Source organism: Brenneria roseae subsp. americana (genome assembly GCF_003115815.1).
In the GTDB taxonomy this organism is placed as follows: Bacteria; Pseudomonadota; Gammaproteobacteria; order Enterobacterales; family Enterobacteriaceae; genus Brenneria; species Brenneria roseae.
This window is the reverse complement of sequence record NZ_QDKJ01000005.1, coordinates 145,686-161,162: the sequence shown is the minus strand read 5'-3', so window position 1 is coordinate 161,162 and position 15,477 is coordinate 145,686. Positions and strand designations below refer to the sequence as shown.

The 15,477-nt window shown below is 54.7% G+C and carries 14 protein-coding genes; 9 read left to right on the top strand and 5 right to left on the bottom strand.

All coding sequences use genetic code 11. The features are described from left to right. Positions 1-318: 318 nt before the first annotated feature. The 7 genes from pyrB to B4923_RS08150 all read left to right on the top strand — a co-directional run bounded on the left by pyrB (position 319) and on the right by B4923_RS08150 (position 6,526). The gene (gene pyrB / locus B4923_RS08180) at positions 319-1,254 is read left to right on the top strand and encodes an aspartate carbamoyltransferase (RefSeq protein WP_109053859.1); all 936 of its coding nucleotides are present in this window, start codon (positions 319-321) and stop codon (positions 1,252-1,254) included. Between the two features lie 17 nt (positions 1,255-1,271). Continuing rightward, complete coding sequence (gene pyrI, locus B4923_RS08175; protein ID WP_109053858.1) at positions 1,272-1,736, top strand: aspartate carbamoyltransferase regulatory subunit; 465 nt, start codon at positions 1,272-1,274, stop codon at positions 1,734-1,736. A gap of 148 nt (positions 1,737-1,884) precedes the next feature. Next, positions 1,885-2,271 (top strand): 2-iminobutanoate/2-iminopropanoate deaminase, encoded by a 387-nt coding sequence (ridA, locus tag B4923_RS08170; RefSeq protein ID WP_109053857.1) that lies wholly within the window; start codon positions 1,885-1,887, stop codon positions 2,269-2,271. Between the two features lie 311 nt (positions 2,272-2,582). Continuing rightward, complete coding sequence (locus B4923_RS08165) at positions 2,583-4,022, top strand: circularly permuted type 2 ATP-grasp protein (protein ID WP_109053856.1); 1,440 nt, start codon at positions 2,583-2,585, stop codon at positions 4,020-4,022. Beyond that, positions 4,016-4,945, top strand: a complete 930-nt coding sequence (locus B4923_RS08160) for an alpha-E domain-containing protein (protein WP_109053855.1) — start codon at positions 4,016-4,018, stop codon at positions 4,943-4,945. The genes B4923_RS08165 and B4923_RS08160 overlap by 7 nt, the downstream gene beginning before the upstream one ends. After that, positions 4,942-5,766 carry a transglutaminase family protein gene (locus B4923_RS08155; RefSeq protein WP_109053854.1) on the top strand — a complete coding sequence of 275 codons (825 nt, stop codon included), beginning with the start codon at positions 4,942-4,944 and terminating at the stop codon, positions 5,764-5,766. The genes B4923_RS08160 and B4923_RS08155 overlap by 4 nt, the downstream gene beginning before the upstream one ends. 22 nt (positions 5,767-5,788) lie before the next feature. Continuing rightward, positions 5,789-6,526, top strand: coding sequence for a proteasome-type protease (locus tag B4923_RS08150; RefSeq protein WP_109053853.1), 738 nt, complete (start codon positions 5,789-5,791; stop codon positions 6,524-6,526). Positions 6,527-6,548: 22 nt separating this feature from the next. On the opposite strand, the gene B4923_RS08145 is transcribed toward B4923_RS08150, so the two are convergent. The 4 genes from B4923_RS08145 to B4923_RS08130 all read right to left on the bottom strand — a co-directional run bounded on the left by B4923_RS08145 (position 6,549) and on the right by B4923_RS08130 (position 11,558). Continuing rightward, complete coding sequence (locus tag B4923_RS08145) at positions 6,549-8,135, bottom strand: ABC transporter ATP-binding protein (protein ID WP_109053852.1); 1,587 nt, start codon at positions 8,133-8,135, stop codon at positions 6,549-6,551. Next, a complete protein-coding gene (locus tag B4923_RS08140; protein ID WP_109053851.1) occupies positions 8,128-8,949 on the bottom strand; it encodes an ABC transporter permease in 822 nt (273 codons plus the stop codon). Before B4923_RS08140 ends, B4923_RS08145 begins: the two co-directional genes overlap by 8 nt. 63 nt (positions 8,950-9,012) lie before the next feature. Continuing rightward, complete coding sequence (locus B4923_RS08135) at positions 9,013-9,999, bottom strand: ABC transporter permease (protein WP_109053995.1); 987 nt, start codon at positions 9,997-9,999, stop codon at positions 9,013-9,015. A 14-nt stretch (positions 10,000-10,013) separates the two neighbouring features. Further along, positions 10,014-11,558: an ABC transporter substrate-binding protein gene (locus B4923_RS08130; RefSeq protein ID WP_109053850.1), complete on the bottom strand. Its 1,545-nt coding sequence runs from the start codon at positions 11,556-11,558 to the stop codon at positions 10,014-10,016. Positions 11,559-12,096: 538 nt separating this feature from the next. Here B4923_RS08130 and nrdD point away from each other — a divergent pair. Together nrdD and nrdG are read left to right on the top strand one after the other, a co-directional pair. Next, a complete protein-coding gene (gene nrdD / locus B4923_RS08125) occupies positions 12,097-14,235 on the top strand; it encodes an anaerobic ribonucleoside-triphosphate reductase (RefSeq protein WP_109053849.1) in 2,139 nt (712 codons plus the stop codon). Between the two features lie 54 nt (positions 14,236-14,289). Further along, complete coding sequence (gene nrdG / locus B4923_RS08120) at positions 14,290-14,754, top strand: anaerobic ribonucleoside-triphosphate reductase-activating protein (protein ID WP_109053848.1); 465 nt, start codon at positions 14,290-14,292, stop codon at positions 14,752-14,754. Positions 14,755-14,808: 54 nt separating this feature from the next. Here nrdG and B4923_RS08115 read toward each other — a convergent pair whose 3' ends face one another. Beyond that, complete coding sequence (locus B4923_RS08115) at positions 14,809-15,462, bottom strand: Rossmann-fold NAD(P)-binding domain-containing protein (protein ID WP_109053847.1); 654 nt, start codon at positions 15,460-15,462, stop codon at positions 14,809-14,811. Positions 15,463-15,477 lie beyond the last annotated feature (15 nt).

The window sequence follows — 15,477 nt, the reverse complement described above, 5'->3', positions numbered from 1 at the left end:
ACTATTCATTTTTAATGCCGGGAATATTCATTTCGCAACCGATTGCCATGCGTAAAAAATCACGTTTTTCGCTTGAATTAGCGTCCTCGGCGCGTATAATTTCCGACAATTTGCCGGGAGGGGTCATGCACTGCTGCATAAATAAAATCGCCGCTGCTGATGCTGGTTACCAGCCACGACTGCCATCCGGCAGCCAGCCAGCGTTTTCCTTTCCGTTGCTCAACCGATCGTTTAAAAAAGCCCCTCAATTGAGGGGCTTTTTTTTGCCTGTCTACCAGTCCAGTGTTTACCGGACTAACCGTTAGGAGAAAAACAACAATGGTCAATCCGCTTTATCAAAAACATATCATTTCGATTAACGATCTCAGTCGAGAGGATTTGGAGCTGGCACTACAGGTTGCCGCCAGTCTGAAAGCCAAGCCTCAGCCAGAATTGTTAAAGCACAAAGTGATTGCCAGCTGTTTTTTTGAGGCATCTACCCGAACACGGTTATCCTTTGAAACGGCAATGCATCGTCTGGGCGCCTCCGTGGTCGGGTTTGCCGACAGCAATAACACTTCGCTGGGCAAAAAAGGCGAGACATTGGCCGACACCATTTCAGTCATCAGTCAGTACGTTGACGCCATCGTCATGCGTCACCCACAGGAAGGGGCTTCCCGCCTGGCGGCCAAATTCTCCGGCGGCATTCCCGTCCTGAATGCCGGCGACGGCGCCAACCAGCATCCAACGCAAACGCTGCTCGACCTGTTCACCATTCAGGAAACGCAGGGCCGTCTGAACAATATCAATATCGCCATGGTCGGCGACCTGAAATACGGCCGTACGGTACATTCGCTGACGCAGGCGCTGGCGAAATTCGATGGCAACCGTTTCTACTTTATCGCGCCGGACGCGCTGGCCATGCCGGACTACATCCTGACCATGCTGGAAGAGAAAAACATATCTTACAGCCTGCATAACAGCATCGAAGACGTGGTGGACGAGCTGGATATTCTGTATATGACCCGCGTGCAGAAAGAGCGCCTGGACCCATCCGAATACATCAATATCAAGTCTCAGTTCGTTCTGCGGGCCGCCGACCTGCAAAATGCCCGCTCAAATCTGAAGGTGCTGCATCCCCTGCCGCGCGTGGACGAAATCACCCGCGATGTGGATTCGACGCCCTACGCCTACTACTTCCAGCAGGCAGGTAATGGTATTTATGCACGTCAGGCTCTGCTGGCGCTGGTACTGAATAGTGAACTGGTTTTGTGAGAGAAAGAGGAATAGCCATGACTCACGATAATAAACTACAGGTAGAAGCCATCAAACGTGGCACGGTAATCGACCACATTCCCGCTCAAGTCGGCTTTAAGCTGCTGACGCTGTTCAAGCTGACGGCCACTGACCAGCGCATTACTATCGGTTTGAATCTGCCGTCGAACCAACTGGGTCGTAAAGATCTGATTAAAATTGAAAATATCTTTCTGACTGAACAGCAGGCAAATCAACTGGCGATGTATGCGCCGCAGGCCACCGTCAACCAGATTGATAACTATGATGTGGTTCGCAAACTGGTGCCGACGCTGCCGGAACACATTGACGACGTACTCACCTGTCCCAACAGCAACTGCATCAGCCGTAGCGAGCCGGTGTCGTCCTCGTTCAGCGTCAAACAACGGGAAGGCGAAGTACATCTGAAGTGTAAATACTGCGAGAAAGAGTTCGAACGTCAGGCTGTATTGCAGGACCGCTAAGCATTACCAGCGTAGCGGCTGACGACTTTCTTTCATTGCCCTGCTCACGGACATTGCCTGATGCAGGGCTTTTTTGAATAATGGGCAGCGTCAGAGCCTATCCCGGTAGGTTCTCAGCGTTCCTTTTACGCCCTAATCAGGAGATACCATGTCACGCACTATCAGCACTGAACACGCTCCAACCGCTATTGGCCCTTATGTACAAGGTGTCGATCTCGGTAGCATGATCATCACATCCGGACAGATTCCGGTAAATCCGAAAAGCGGTCTGGTTGCCGACAATATTACGGCTCAGACGCGTCAGTCCCTGGAAAACGTTCAGGCCATTGTGGAAGCCGCGGGTCTGAAAGTTTCCGACATCGTCAAAACCACCGTGTTCGTTAAAGATCTGCACGACTTTACTCTCGTCAATACCGCTTATGAAGCCTTCTTCACCGAACACGAAGCGCCGTTCCCGGCTCGTTCTTGTGTTGAAGTCGCTCGTTTGCCGAAAGACGTCAAAATCGAGATTGAAGCGATTGCCGTTCGTCGCTAAGCCCCGTTATTGATCATTCTCCCCAAAGACGCACCATTTGGCAGCGTCTTTTTTGACGGGCGATCCCGTCCCTGCCCGTCACCCTGCGGGCCGTCGCCGGGTGACGTTAAAAAATTTTTCCCGGTAATTTTTTCGTTCTATCTCACCGCATCGTCCCTGACATGAATGGCTATGGTGCATAGCCATTCACCAAACGCCCCATCAGTGTGCAAAATTTTTCGCTAAACAATGACAGACGCGTACTTTGTCAAAATGGCGCATTTTATGCATTGTCCTATTATCGCTATCAAGCGTGATGCCTGGGGATGACAATGATAAAAATGAAACTTCCGACTGCGCCTTACTACGACGAGATGATCTCGGTGGAAGGCAAACAACGTCAGCACTACAACTCCTATTGGCAATGGTTACAACAGACCGATCAGCAGGCAATCCGTCAGAAAAAGGAACAGGCCGAGCTGTTGTTTCATCGGGTTGGGATAACCTTTAACGTTTATGGTGAAGAAGGAGGAACCGAGCGTTTAATTCCTTTCGACAGCGTGCCGCGCATTATTCCGGCCCATGAATGGCAACAGCTCGATCGCGGCATCCGTCAGCGGGTACAGGCGCTGAACGCGTTTCTGTACGATATCTACCATCAACAACATATTCTCAAAGCAGGCATTATTCCCAGCGAGCAGGTGCTGGCAAACGATCAGTACCAGCCCTGTATGCAGGGAGTCAATCTGCACAACAATATCTACGCCCATATCACCGGCATCGATATGGTGCGTAACAACGACGGCAATTATTACGTACTGGAAGACAACCTGAGGACCCCTTCCGGCGTCTCTTACATGTTGGAAAACCGCAAAATGATGATGCGGCTCTACCCGGATCTGTTTGCCAGACAGCATATCGCCCCCGTCGAACGCTACCCCAGCTACCTGCTGCAAACGCTGCGTGAAAGCACGCCCGTCGATGATCCTACCGTTGTGGTGATGACGCCGGGGCGCTTTAACAGTGCGTATTTCGAACACAGCTTTCTGGCTCAGCAAATGGGGGTCGAACTGGTGGAAAGCGCCGACCTGTTCGTCAAGGAAGGCGCGGTCTATATGCGCACCACGGAAGGCCCTTGTCAGGTGGACGTCATTTATCGCCGCGTGGATGATGCCTTCCTCGATCCGCTGGCGTTCCGCGCCGATTCGATGCTCGGCGTGCCGGGCCTGTTGTCGGTCTATCGCACGGGTGGAGTGGTACTGGCCAATGCCATTGGCACCGGGGTGGCGGACGATAAGTCTATCTATCCCTATGTGCCGGATATGATCCGCTTCTACCTGTCCGAAGAACCGATTCTGGGCAATATTCCGACCTGGCAGTGCCGCGATCCCAAAGAATTGAGCTACGTGCTCGACAATCTGGCCAGTATGGTGGTGAAAGAAGTCCACGGCGCGGGCGGCTACGGCATGCTGGTCGGCCCGAGGGCCTCGCGTCAGGAAATAGACGACTTCCGGCAGCGCCTGCTGGCAAACCCGCATAATTACATCGGGCAGGAAACGCTGGCGCTCTCCACCTGCCCCACCTTTGTCGAAGATGGTTTGGCTCCCCGCCACATTGATTTGCGCCCGTTCGCGCTGTTTGGCGAGGAGATCCGTCTGGTGCCGGGCGGTCTGACCCGCGTGGCGCTCACGGAAGGTTCACTGGTGGTCAACTCGTCGCAAGGCGGCGGTACGAAAGACACCTGGGTCATGGAGGAGGATGAATCATGCTAAGCCGCACAGCCAGTGAACTCTATTGGATGGCCCGTTATCTGGAACGGGCGGAAAGTCTCGCCCGCGTTCTGGATGTAACCTATAAACTCTCCATGATGCCGCGCCACAGTCAGCAGCAGAACGATCTGGCGCTGCCGCTGAACCTGACCTACACCCACGAGCTGTTTCAGCAGCGTTACGTTCGTTTTTCGATGAATAACCTGCTGAACTTCTTTGCCTTGGACAGCCAGAATCCGAGCAGCATTTACAACTGCATCGAGATGGCGTGGAACAACGCCCATGCCGTGCGCGGCAGTCTGTCCTCCGAAGTCTGGGAGTGCATTAACACCACCCGGATTGATATCCGCAACCTGCGCCATCAAGGGGTCGATAAAATTGGCATTGATGCGTTCTTTGACTGGGTGAAAGAGCGTTCTCATCTGTTTCGGGGCGCCATGTTCGGTACGCTGCTGCGTAACGATGCGCAGTGCTTTATTCGTCTCGGCACGTTGATAGAGCGAGCTTACGCCACCGCGCAGTTGCTCAACGTGAAAGACCAGCAGTTGAATAGCGATCCCGATCCGGTGCGAGAATATTATCGGCTGGATACGCTGTTGCGATCGGTCAGTGCGCGGGAAGCTTACCACAGCATCTATCGCCAACCGATGAGCCGTGAAACCGTGACCGAACTGCTGGTATTACGCGAGGATGTTCCGCGTTCGCTGCACGCCTGTGTGGGCGATCTGGTACAGCAACTGGAAGCCATCGGTAGCCAGCGGGCCAAGGTTCCCCATCGTCTCGCCCACCTGCTGCACGTCGAGCTGCGCTTCAGCACGCTGGATGACATTCTGGCCGACGATCTGCACCTTTATCTCAATAATTTTATCGGCAAAATCAATGAACTGGCTGACAGCATCCGTCATACCTATCTGGAGGCGCTATGAAACTCACCATCAATCACCTGACGCATTATCACTATGATGAGGAAGTGAAATTCAGCACCCAGTACCTGCGCCTGACGCCGCAGAACTCGGCCCGCCAGCAGATTCGGGAATGGAAACTGACGCTGCCCGCCTCGGCCGTTGCCACCACCGACGCCTACGGTAATATCCTGCACGTGCTGACCCTCGATATTCCGCATCACGACATCACGATTCACGCTCAAGGCGTGGTAGAAATCGCCGATAACGCAGAAGAGGTTTATCACAGTAATGAGACTGATCCTTTGTCACCGTTGGTGTTTCTGCGAACCACGCCGCTGACCGAGGCCGACAGCAGCATTCGTGAGTTTGCGATGCGCTATTATCGGCCCGACGCACCGGAAGAAAGCCTGAATACGCTGATGGCGGAATTACAGTTGAAAATGCCGTATACTCCCGGCGCGACGCAGGTTCAGGATACCGCCGCCGTCGCGTTTGCCATGCAGAAAGGCGTCTGTCAGGATCACACCCACGTCTTTCTGGCCTGCTGTCGCAGCCTGCATATCCCAGCCCGCTATGTAAGCGGCTATGTGTATAGTCAGGATACCCAGCACGTGGCGATGCACGCCTGGGCCGAAGTCTGGCTGGACGGTCGCTGGCAGGGATTTGATATTACCAATAACACCCGGGAGCTCCATCAGCACCTGTGGCTAGCGGTGGGCATGGATTATCTGGATGCCTGTCCGGTACGCGGGACACGGCTTGGCGGCGGGTGTGAAGAGATGTTTTCAGAGGCTGAAGTACGCTTGTTTGAACAACAGCAACAGGTACAGCAGCAACAGTAAATTTTTTAACGAGAAGGTATCTATGACGTACTGTGTGGCCATGCGTCTGTCCGACGGTTTGGTATTTGCTTCAGATTCCCGCACCAACGCCGGTGTCGATCACATTGCAACGTTCAAAAAACTTCATGTTTTTCATCATGAAGGCGAACGAGTTCTGGTGATTCAGTGCGCAGGTAATCTGGCCACCACGCAGAGTATCATCAGCCTGCTCACCGCCCGCATTGAGGCACAGCACACGCCCAACCTGATGCAGGTCAGTTCCCTGTATGACGCCGCCACGCTGCTGGGAGAAACCGTGCGTGAAGTGATTTATCGCGATAGCCAGTCCCAGCAGAGCGGCAGCAATACCAACTTCGGCTGTAATCTGCTGCTGGGCGGCCAGATTGGCGATGAAGAACCGCGATTATTCCATATTTACCCCGAAGGCAACTTCATCGAGGCCACCCGCGATACGCCTTATTTCCAAATCGGCGAAAGCAAGTACGGTAAACCGATTATCGATCGGGTGCTGAGTATGGATACGCCGCTGGAACAGGCTATGTGTTGCGCATTAATCTCCATCGATTCCACCCTGCGCAGCAATTTGTCCGTCGGGCTGCCGCTGGACGTCATGATTTATCGCAATAACAGTTTTGACGTCAGCGAACAACAGCGAATCACCGAGAACAACCACTATTTTGCCACCATCCGCAGGGCGTGGGCGGAAGGATTGCTGAACACATTCCGTCAGCTTCCTCCCTTCCCTGAGAGACAAAAATAGCCGCTTCACGACCACCGGAAGACTATACGTCAGCGGCGTCCATTACTTCCCGCAGCCAGCCGCAGCGCATTTCCGGTACGGCATCCAACAACCGTTGGGTATAATCATCCAGCGGCGGCGATAGCGCTTCGTCCACCGCTCCCTGACGAATAATCTGCCCGTTTTTCAATACCGCCACGTTGTCCGCGATTTCCCGGACAACGTGGAGATCGTGGGTGATAAACAGATAAGAGACGCCGGTTTCCTGCTGAATCTGCGCCAATAGCGCCAGTACATCCCGCGCCACCAGCGGATCCAGCGCAGATGTCGGTTCATCACAGACAATCACCGCCGGTGAGGCCGCCAGTGCCCGGGCGATGCAAACGCGCTGCTTTTGACCGCCGGAAAGCGATGCCGGGTAGCGTTCGGCAACCGTCGCCGGCAACCCAACCTGATGCAGCAAATCACGCACGCGTATACGCCGCTGCACGGCAGGTAAATCCGTCAGACAGGCGATGGTGCGTTCAATCTGCATCCCTACCGTCAAACGTGGATTCAACGCGGTATCAGGATGCTGATGGATCATTTGTATTGATTGCAAATGCTGACGGGTACGCTTCGCCAATCGGGCTGGCAGGCGCTCGCCATTTAGCAAAACGTCACCGCTTGCCGGAGAGATCAGCCCACAGACCGCGCGCCCCAACGTCGATTTTCCCGAGCCGGACTCACCAATGACCGCCAGCGTCCGTCCGCGGCCAAGTTGCAGGGACACCGACGCCAGTACGCGCTGACGCTCATAATGAACACTGACCGTGCGGATATCCAGCAGGGTAGCATCCGGCGGCGGCAGAGGCTGCCGGTGCTCGCCTCTTACCTGCAACAGTTGGCGGGTATAGTCTTCTTTCGGCTGAGCCAGCAGTTGCGCCGTTTCTCCGGTTTCAACCTGACGGCCGTTGCGCAACACCATGATTCGGTTGCTGAGCTGAGCAACCACGGCCAGATCGTGACTGATATAAAGCGCGGCGACGCCGGTTAAACGAATAATGTCGTCAATGGCTTTCAGTACGCCCAACTGCGTGGTGACATCCAGCGCCGTCGTCGGTTCATCAAAGATAATCAGCTCAGGCCCGGCGCACATCGCCATGGCAATCATTGCTCGTTGAAGCTGTCCGCCGGATACCTGATGCGGGTAGCGTTTGAAAAACGCCGCGGGTTCCGGCAGAGAAAGCAGACCGAACAGCGTCAGCGCCCGTTCAATCGCCTGCTTGCGGGACAACACATGATGACGCACGGCGGCCTCAATCACCTGTTCGCCGATGGTTTGCGCCGGATTAAACGCCGCACTGGCAGATTGCGCCACGTAGGCGATGCGCATACCGCGGATTTTTCGCAACTGCCGCGCCGTAAGCGCGGCCAGATTGGTATTCTGCAACCAGATATTGCCGTGCTGAATACGCATGCCATGACGACAATGGCCGAGAATAGCCTGCCCGATGGTCGATTTCCCGGCGCCGGATTCGCCAATCAACCCCAGCACTTCACCTTTTTTCAGACTGAAGGAGATGTCCTGCACCAGCGTCTGGTCGCCCGCCACAACGCAAAGCTGCTCAACGCGCAATAAATCACCCATGTCGGCCTCCCTGCCAGTTGCGTTCGTTGCGGCTCAGCAGCCAGTCGGCCACCGCATTCAGCGAAATCGCCAGCAGGGCGATCGCCGCCCCCGGCACCAGCGCCGCCCAGACGCCAAACAGGATGCCGTCTTTATTGTCGCGCGCCAGTCCCCCCCAGTCTGCCGTCGGTGGTTGGATCCCCATGCCAAGAAATGACAGTGCGGAAAGAAACAGCAGAATGAAAATAAACCGCATGGCGAACTCCGCCGCCAGCGTGGTCAATGCGTTAGGTAAAATTTCCCGCCACAGGATCCAGCGCATGGATTCGCCGCGCATCCGTGCGACTTCAATAAATTCCTGCGCGGCGATGTCCACCGCCAGCGCACGGGCCACACGCAATACCCGCGTGGCCTCAAGCACCCCCAGCACCAGAATAATGGTCAGCGTACTCTTCGGCAGCATCGCCAGCACCACCAGCGCCAGAATCAATGTCGGGATCGCCATCAGCACATCGTTCACACGAGAAACCAACTGATCCACCCAACCGCCACACACGCCCGCCAGAAATCCCAGCAGCGTGCCAAGCAAAAAAGCCAGCAGCGCCGCCATAGCAGTGACCGCCAGCGAGGTTCGCGTTCCCCAGATCAACCGTGAAAACAGATCTCTGCCCAGATTGTCCGTACCCAGCAGGGCGTTATCCATCGGCCCCAGCCAGGCGCCGCCGATCACCTGTTCAGCCGGATACGGGGCAATCCACGGCGCCAGCAACGCCACCAAAATAAAAACGCTCAGCCCTGACAGGCCGAGCAGCGCGGAAGGTTTTATCGCAGGCATTCGGTAGAATCCATTTCTCTTAACATATTGCATTCTCCCACATGGCTTACGCCGCCCCAGGAATCAACGAGCATGACGCAAACGAGGATTCGCGATCAGCGCGACCACATCCGCAAGGAGATTCAGCAAGATATAAATCGCCGCCAGCACCAGCGCACATCCCTGGATCACCGGCATATCGCGTTTGCTGATGCTATCGACCATATACTGTCCCAGTCCGGCATAAACGAAGACGTTTTCTACAATGACCACGCCGACCATCAGATAAGCCAGATTCAGGACGATGACGTTGATAATCGGCCCCCAGGCATTCGGCAGCACATGGCGAAGTAAAATACCAGAAGGCGAGATGCCTTTCAGCAAGGCGGTATCAACATAGGCAGCGCTCTGCGCGCTGATGAGCGCCGCGCGGGTCATATTACTCATATGACCCAACACCGCCAGTACCAGCGTGACGCAGGGCAAGGCTATCGCGGTCAACCGCGATGATAACGGCATGCCTGCACTCACGCTGCTGTTGCTGGGCAGCCAGAACAGCGTGATAGAGAAAATCAGGATCAGGAGATAACCAGAGAAGAACTCCGGCAACGCCACCGCCGTACGGGTAAACAGGTTTAATAACCGATCGAGCCAACTTCCCTGATAGCGCACGGAAAGAAACCCCATCAACAAGGCGAGCGGCACCGCCACCGCAGCGGTGACACCTGCCAGAAACAGCGTATTTTCAAGGCGCGAGAGTAGCACGGGGGCGATATCCTGGCGGCTGGTAAAGCTCTGCCCGAAATCCCCCCGCAATACCCCGCCCAACCAGGAGAGATAACGAGATAGCGCGCTTTGATCGAGTCCCAATTGCAGGTTCAGCGCCTTCACCGCTTCCGGCGTGGCGGATTGCCCCAGAATGGCCGTCGCCGGATTCCCCGGCAACAGCTGAATGCCGGCAAAAATCAGCACCGACACCACGACAACCATCAGAACACCCACCACAAGGCGACGTAAAATCATCGCCAGCAGTGGAAAACGATCGCTAAAAAACCCGCCATTACCTGACATCAGGTTACCTGTATTCAGCTTGCCAGCCACACTTTCTCCGCAGCACGGTTGCCACTCAGCGGGAAACCAGGGACCGCGTTCAGTCCTCTGACCCTGGTGCTGCACGCATCCAGCGCATCAGCATACAACGGGATAATCTCGCTGCCCTGTTCCACCAACATCAGTTGGATATCGTGGTAGATTTGACGCCGTTTATCTTCATTCTGTTCGCCACGCGCCGACTCCACCAGTTGGTCAAACGCAGGTTCATGCCAGAAAGACTCATTCCACGGCGCTTTGCTGGTAAATACCAGCGACAGCAGCGCATCAGCCGTCGGGCGCATTGACCAGTTGGAAGAAACAAACGGTTGCTTCATCCAGACATTATCCCAGAAAGCATCGTCCGGCACACGCTCCACCGTGAGCGGAATACCGGCACGCTGGGCTGATGCCTGATAGAGCTGACCCGCATCCACCGCGCCGGGGAAACCGGCATCGGCGACGGACAACACCAGCGGACCGCTGAATCCGGCTTTCTGCCAGTGGTATTTGGCTTTTTCCGGATCGTAAGGACGCTGTGGAATGTCTTTGGCGAAATAGCGATTCGACGGGAAAATGGGGTTGTCGTTCGCCACGCTGGCGTAACCGCCCAACACGGTATCGACAATTTGCTGACGATCGATGGCGTACTTCAACGCCAGACGCCCATCCTGCGACGTGAAAGGCGCGACGTTACCCAGACCGGGGAACGTGAAAATAAACGCATCGCGTGAACGCAGCAGTTGCAGATTCGGCATATTTTCAATGCGGCTGACAATGCGCGGGTTTACGCGGTTGATAATATGCGCGGAGCCACTGACCAGCGCCGCCACGCGTGCGGTTGAATCGTTCATCGCCAGCGTTTCCACCGAATCGACATGTCCGCGTTCGCTGTTCCAGTGATTCGGATTACGTTTCACCCGCGTACGCACACCCGGCTGGAAGCTTTCCAAAATAAAGGCGCCGGTGCCGATCCCTTTATCAAAGGATTCATTTTCCGGCGTAATGGCGAAATGCACATCACCCAGCAATGCAATAAATTCGACGTTCGGCTCGCTAAGGCGAATGGTCACTTCAAGCGCTCCCGTCGCTTCCAGCGACGTGACCGGGTCCAGATAGCCTTTTACCGCCGAGCTGGATGTTTCGCCACGATGGTGATTAAGCGAGTAAACCACATCTTTCGCCGTCAACGGACGACCATCGTGGAACTGGACGCCGGAACGAATTTTTAAAATCCAGAGGCGACCGCCTTCCGAGCTGTCCCAGGATTCAGCCAGCGATGGGATGAGCTCCCCTTGTTCATCCAGTTCCACCAAATTATTGAACAGTTGGGAACCGACAAAATACATGTAGGTTTCAAACCAGAACGCAGGGTCCAGACGGTCGGTACTGGAAGCGTTATCCACCCCCACAATCAGATGCCCGCCTTTTTTCGGCGTCTCATCGGCTTGTGCCCCCCAGGCATAACCCAGCGGCCAGCCCGCTGTCGCGGCGGCAACGGAAACAGCACAGGCACCCTTAATAAAATGACGGCGATTCATGATGTTATATTCCCTTCGTTATTCCATCTTTCGTGGAGTGATATGGTTATTATCGTTATCAAAAATACATTTATGACGATTTCATCGCCGCGTGACCACGCTGACGGACGAAAAGACGCGTCTGCGCGCCCCGTTCACGTCTCACCCTCTGTCCGGAATCAGAACGCTTTCCGCCATAGTCACTACGCTGATGCATTAATAAAAAATTATGAACACATTACTGAAAGCACTTCTGGATGTCTAGATGCCTTGATAGCTAAATACCGGCAATCCATTGCAACACCGCGTATACCAAGCCTTTGCTGGCAGCTCTGCTTTTATGGTTACATTTTGTTCAAGTATGAATTGTCTTCTACATGCTATTTTCTTTGCTCTACATCAATAAAATGATGATATCTGCGCACCAAATTCAATATATAGTGTCTATCCTATAAACATCACCCATATGTAGTGTTTATCCACAATATCATCCACAGCCAGCGCAGCCCTTGCCTGCTGCGGTTTTTGCCTGTGGATAACATTGACAGAGGAAGAAAACGTGAAACCAGTAGTGATTAAACGGGACGGTTGCCAGGTGCCTTTTGATGAAGTCCGTATCAAAGAGGCGGTTGAACGCGCGGCGCATGCGGCCGGTGTTAATGATGCAGATTACTGCGCAACCGTGGCCTGTGCGGTCGCTCAACAAATGCAGGATAAATCGCGTGTCGATATTCACGAAATTCAGAATGCAGTCGAAAACCTGCTCATGTCCGGCAGCTACAAACAGTTGGCCCGTACCTATATTGAATATCGTCATGACCGTGATGTGGCTCGTGAGCGTCAGGGACGTCTCAATCAGGAAATCCGTGGTCTGGTTGAACAAAGCAACGTGGCGCTGCTAAACGAAAACGCCAACAAAGACAGTAAAGTAATTCCGACGCAGCGCGATCTGCTGGCCGGGATTGTCGCCAAACATTACGCCAAACAATATATTCTGCCGCGTGACGTCGTATTGGCTCATGAACGCGGCGAGATTCACTATCACGATCTCGACTACTCGCCTTTCTTCCCGATGTTCAACTGTATGCTGATCGATCTCGACGGTATGTTGACCAAGGGATTCAAAATGGGGAATGCGGAAATCGAGCCGCCGAAATCGATTTCAACGGCCACCGCGGTGACCGCGCAAATCATCGCTCAGGTTGCCAGCCATATTTATGGCGGCACCACGATTAACCGCATCGATGAGATTCTGGCGCCGTTCGTCACCGCCAGCCATGCCAAACATAAGGCAATTGCTGACGAATGGCAGATCCCCAATGCCGACGACTATGCCCGGACCCGCACAGAAAAAGAGTGTTATGACGCCTTCCAATCGCTGGAATATGAAGTCAATACGCTGCACACCGCCAACGGCCAGACGCCATTTGTCACCTTCGGCTTTGGTCTGGGCACCAGTTGGGAATCTCGTCTGATTCAGGAATCCATCCTGCGTAACCGTATTGCCGGGCTGGGCAAAAACCACAAAACGGCGGTTTTCCCCAAGCTGGTCTTTGCTATCCGTGATGGCCTTAACCACAAGGCCGGCGATCCGAATTACGACATCAAGCAACTGGCGCTGGAATGCGCCAGCAAGCGCATGTACCCCGATATCCTGAACTACGATCAGGTCGTCAACGTCACCGGATCGTTTAAAACCCCGATGGGCTGCCGCAGCTTCCTCGGCGTATATGAAGAGAATGGTCAGCAAATTCACGACGGCCGCAACAATCTGGGCGTAATCAGCCTCAATCTGCCGCGTATAGCGCTGGAAGCCAACGGCGACGAAGTCCGCTTCTGGACGTTGCTAGACCAGCGTCTGGCGCTGGCGAAAAAAGCGCTGATGACACGCATCGCCAGACTGGAAAATGTGAAAGCGCGCGTAGCGCCGATTCTTTATATGGAAGGCGCCTGCGGTGTGCGCCTGAAGGCGGACGACAGTGTGGCGGATATTTTCAAAAATGGTCGCGCCTCCATTTCTCTGGGCTACATCGGGATTCATGAAACCATCAACGCCCTGTTTGGCAACGAAGCCCACGTCTTCGACAATGAAACCCTGCGGGCGAAAGCCGTGGCGATTGTTGCTCATCTGAAAGCCGCCACCGATCGGTGGAAAGCGGAAACCGGCTACGGCTTCAGCCTATACAGCACGCCAAGCGAAAACCTGTGCGACCGTTTCTGCCGTCTGGATACGGCCGAATTCGGCGTGGTGCCGGGCGTTACCGACAAAGGTTACTACACCAACAGTTTCCATCTGGACGTAGAGAAAAAGGTCAATCCTTACCAGAAGATCGACTTTGAAGCGCCCTATCCGCCGCTGGCGACCGGCGGATTCATTTGCTATGGCGAATATCCGAACCTGCAACATAACCTGAAAGCGCTGGAAGACGTCTGGGATTACAGCTATACCCGCGTACCGTACTACGGCACCAACACGCCGATAGATGAGTGCTACGAATGTGGCTTCACCGGCGAATTCGAATGTACCAGCAAAGGCTTCACCTGCCCGAAATGCGGAAATCATGACTCATCCCGCGTCTCTGTCACCCGTCGCGTTTGCGGTTACCTCGGCAGCCCGGATGCCCGCCCGTTCAACGCCGGTAAGCAGGAAGAAGTCAAACGCCGGATCAAGCACCTGGCTAACGGTCAACTGGGGTGATTATCTCAGGCCGCAGGGAGCGCGGCCTCACCTTTATCAAATGGCTTTATCGACATGAATTATCACCAGTACTACCCGGTTGATGTGGTCAACGGACCCGGTACGCGCTGCACTCTGTTTGTCGCCGGGTGCGTGCACCAATGCCCCGGGTGTTACAACAAAAGCACCTGGCGGATTAATTCCGGCCAGCCGTTTACCCAGGCAATTCAGGACCGGATTATCGCCGACCTGCAAGACACCGAGATCCCCCGGCAGGGTATTTCCCTGTCCGGCGGCGATCCGCTCCACCCGCAAAATGTTCCCGAGATCCTGAAACTGGTTAAACGGATACGCGCGGAGTGCCCCGGTAAAGATATCTGGGTGTGGACGGGCTACGTGCTGGCGGAACTGACGGCGGAACAGCAACAGGTGGTGGATTTGATCAATGTACTGGTTGACGGCAAATTCGTGCAGGATCTGAAAGACCCTTCGTTAATCTGGCGGGGCAGCAGCAATCAGGTGATTCATCACCTGCGCTGACGCCGCTCCGCCCCCTTGTTCTACCCGGTGCTCAGCTGCCAGCAACCGGCCTTATTATTGCAGTGATTTCTGCTCGCCCAGCGCACGCAGCTGATCGGACTCCAGCACCGTGACACGCGCTTTAGGCTCGGGAGAGAATGCCTGATTCAATAGCGCCTGAGCCACGATCTTCCCTTCAATGGCGCGCCACCTGGCCGGAAACAACCGAAACAGCGGCGCAGCCAGACTTTCCAGCAGACGGCGGTCTTTTCTTTCGCCCAGCAACATCGACGGTTGCGCCAGCGTCAGGTGCTGCCAGCCCTGCTGACGTAAGGATTCCTCCGTTTCTCCCTTCACCCGGGAATAGAAGAAAGGCGAGGCCGCATTGGCGCTGAGTGCGCTGACAACCAACAGATGTTTTGCTCCCAGCGCCAATGCCACTTTTGCGCCTTCCACCACCAGCGTGTAATCCACATAGCGAAAAGCTTTTTTGCTTCCCGCCGTTTTGATCGTGGACCCGAGGCAACAAAAAGCGATATCAATGGGGGAAATCAACTGGGAAAGCGCCACAGAAAGATCGACGTTGTGTGGATTCACCAATTTTTCAGAAGGAGGCAACGGTTTACGAGTAGGCGCGTAAATCGTTTCAACCCGGTGATTGACTTTTAAAAGCTGCAACAGTTCATTGCCTACCAGCCCCGTCGCACCTAATAGCAATACCCGGCTCATACATTTTCCTCTGGT

What these genes read in the sequence shown, in the direction of transcription:
- pyrB (WP_109053859.1), top strand. Translation starts at nt 319, where the DNA reads ATGGTCAATCCGCTTTATCAAAAACATATCATTTCGATTAACGATCTC.
- pyrI (WP_109053858.1), top strand. Translation starts at nt 1,272, where the DNA reads ATGACTCACGATAATAAACTACAGGTAGAAGCCATCAAACGTGGCACG.
- ridA (WP_109053857.1), top strand. Translation starts at nt 1,885, where the DNA reads ATGTCACGCACTATCAGCACTGAACACGCTCCAACCGCTATTGGCCCT.
- B4923_RS08165 (WP_109053856.1), top strand. Translation starts at nt 2,583, where the DNA reads ATGATAAAAATGAAACTTCCGACTGCGCCTTACTACGACGAGATGATC.
- B4923_RS08160 (WP_109053855.1), top strand. Translation starts at nt 4,016, where the DNA reads ATGCTAAGCCGCACAGCCAGTGAACTCTATTGGATGGCCCGTTATCTG.
- B4923_RS08155 (WP_109053854.1), top strand. Translation starts at nt 4,942, where the DNA reads ATGAAACTCACCATCAATCACCTGACGCATTATCACTATGATGAGGAA.
- B4923_RS08150 (WP_109053853.1), top strand. Translation starts at nt 5,789, where the DNA reads ATGACGTACTGTGTGGCCATGCGTCTGTCCGACGGTTTGGTATTTGCT.
- B4923_RS08145 (WP_109053852.1), bottom strand. Translation starts at nt 8,135, where the DNA reads ATGGGTGATTTATTGCGCGTTGAGCAGCTTTGCGTTGTGGCGGGCGAC.
- B4923_RS08140 (WP_109053851.1), bottom strand. Translation starts at nt 8,949, where the DNA reads ATGCCTGCGATAAAACCTTCCGCGCTGCTCGGCCTGTCAGGGCTGAGC.
- B4923_RS08135 (WP_109053995.1), bottom strand. Translation starts at nt 9,999, where the DNA reads ATGTCAGGTAATGGCGGGTTTTTTAGCGATCGTTTTCCACTGCTGGCG.
- B4923_RS08130 (WP_109053850.1), bottom strand. Translation starts at nt 11,558, where the DNA reads ATGAATCGCCGTCATTTTATTAAGGGTGCCTGTGCTGTTTCCGTTGCC.
- nrdG (WP_109053848.1), top strand. Translation starts at nt 14,290, where the DNA reads ATGAATTATCACCAGTACTACCCGGTTGATGTGGTCAACGGACCCGGT.
- B4923_RS08115 (WP_109053847.1), bottom strand. Translation starts at nt 15,462, where the DNA reads ATGAGCCGGGTATTGCTATTAGGTGCGACGGGGCTGGTAGGCAATGAA.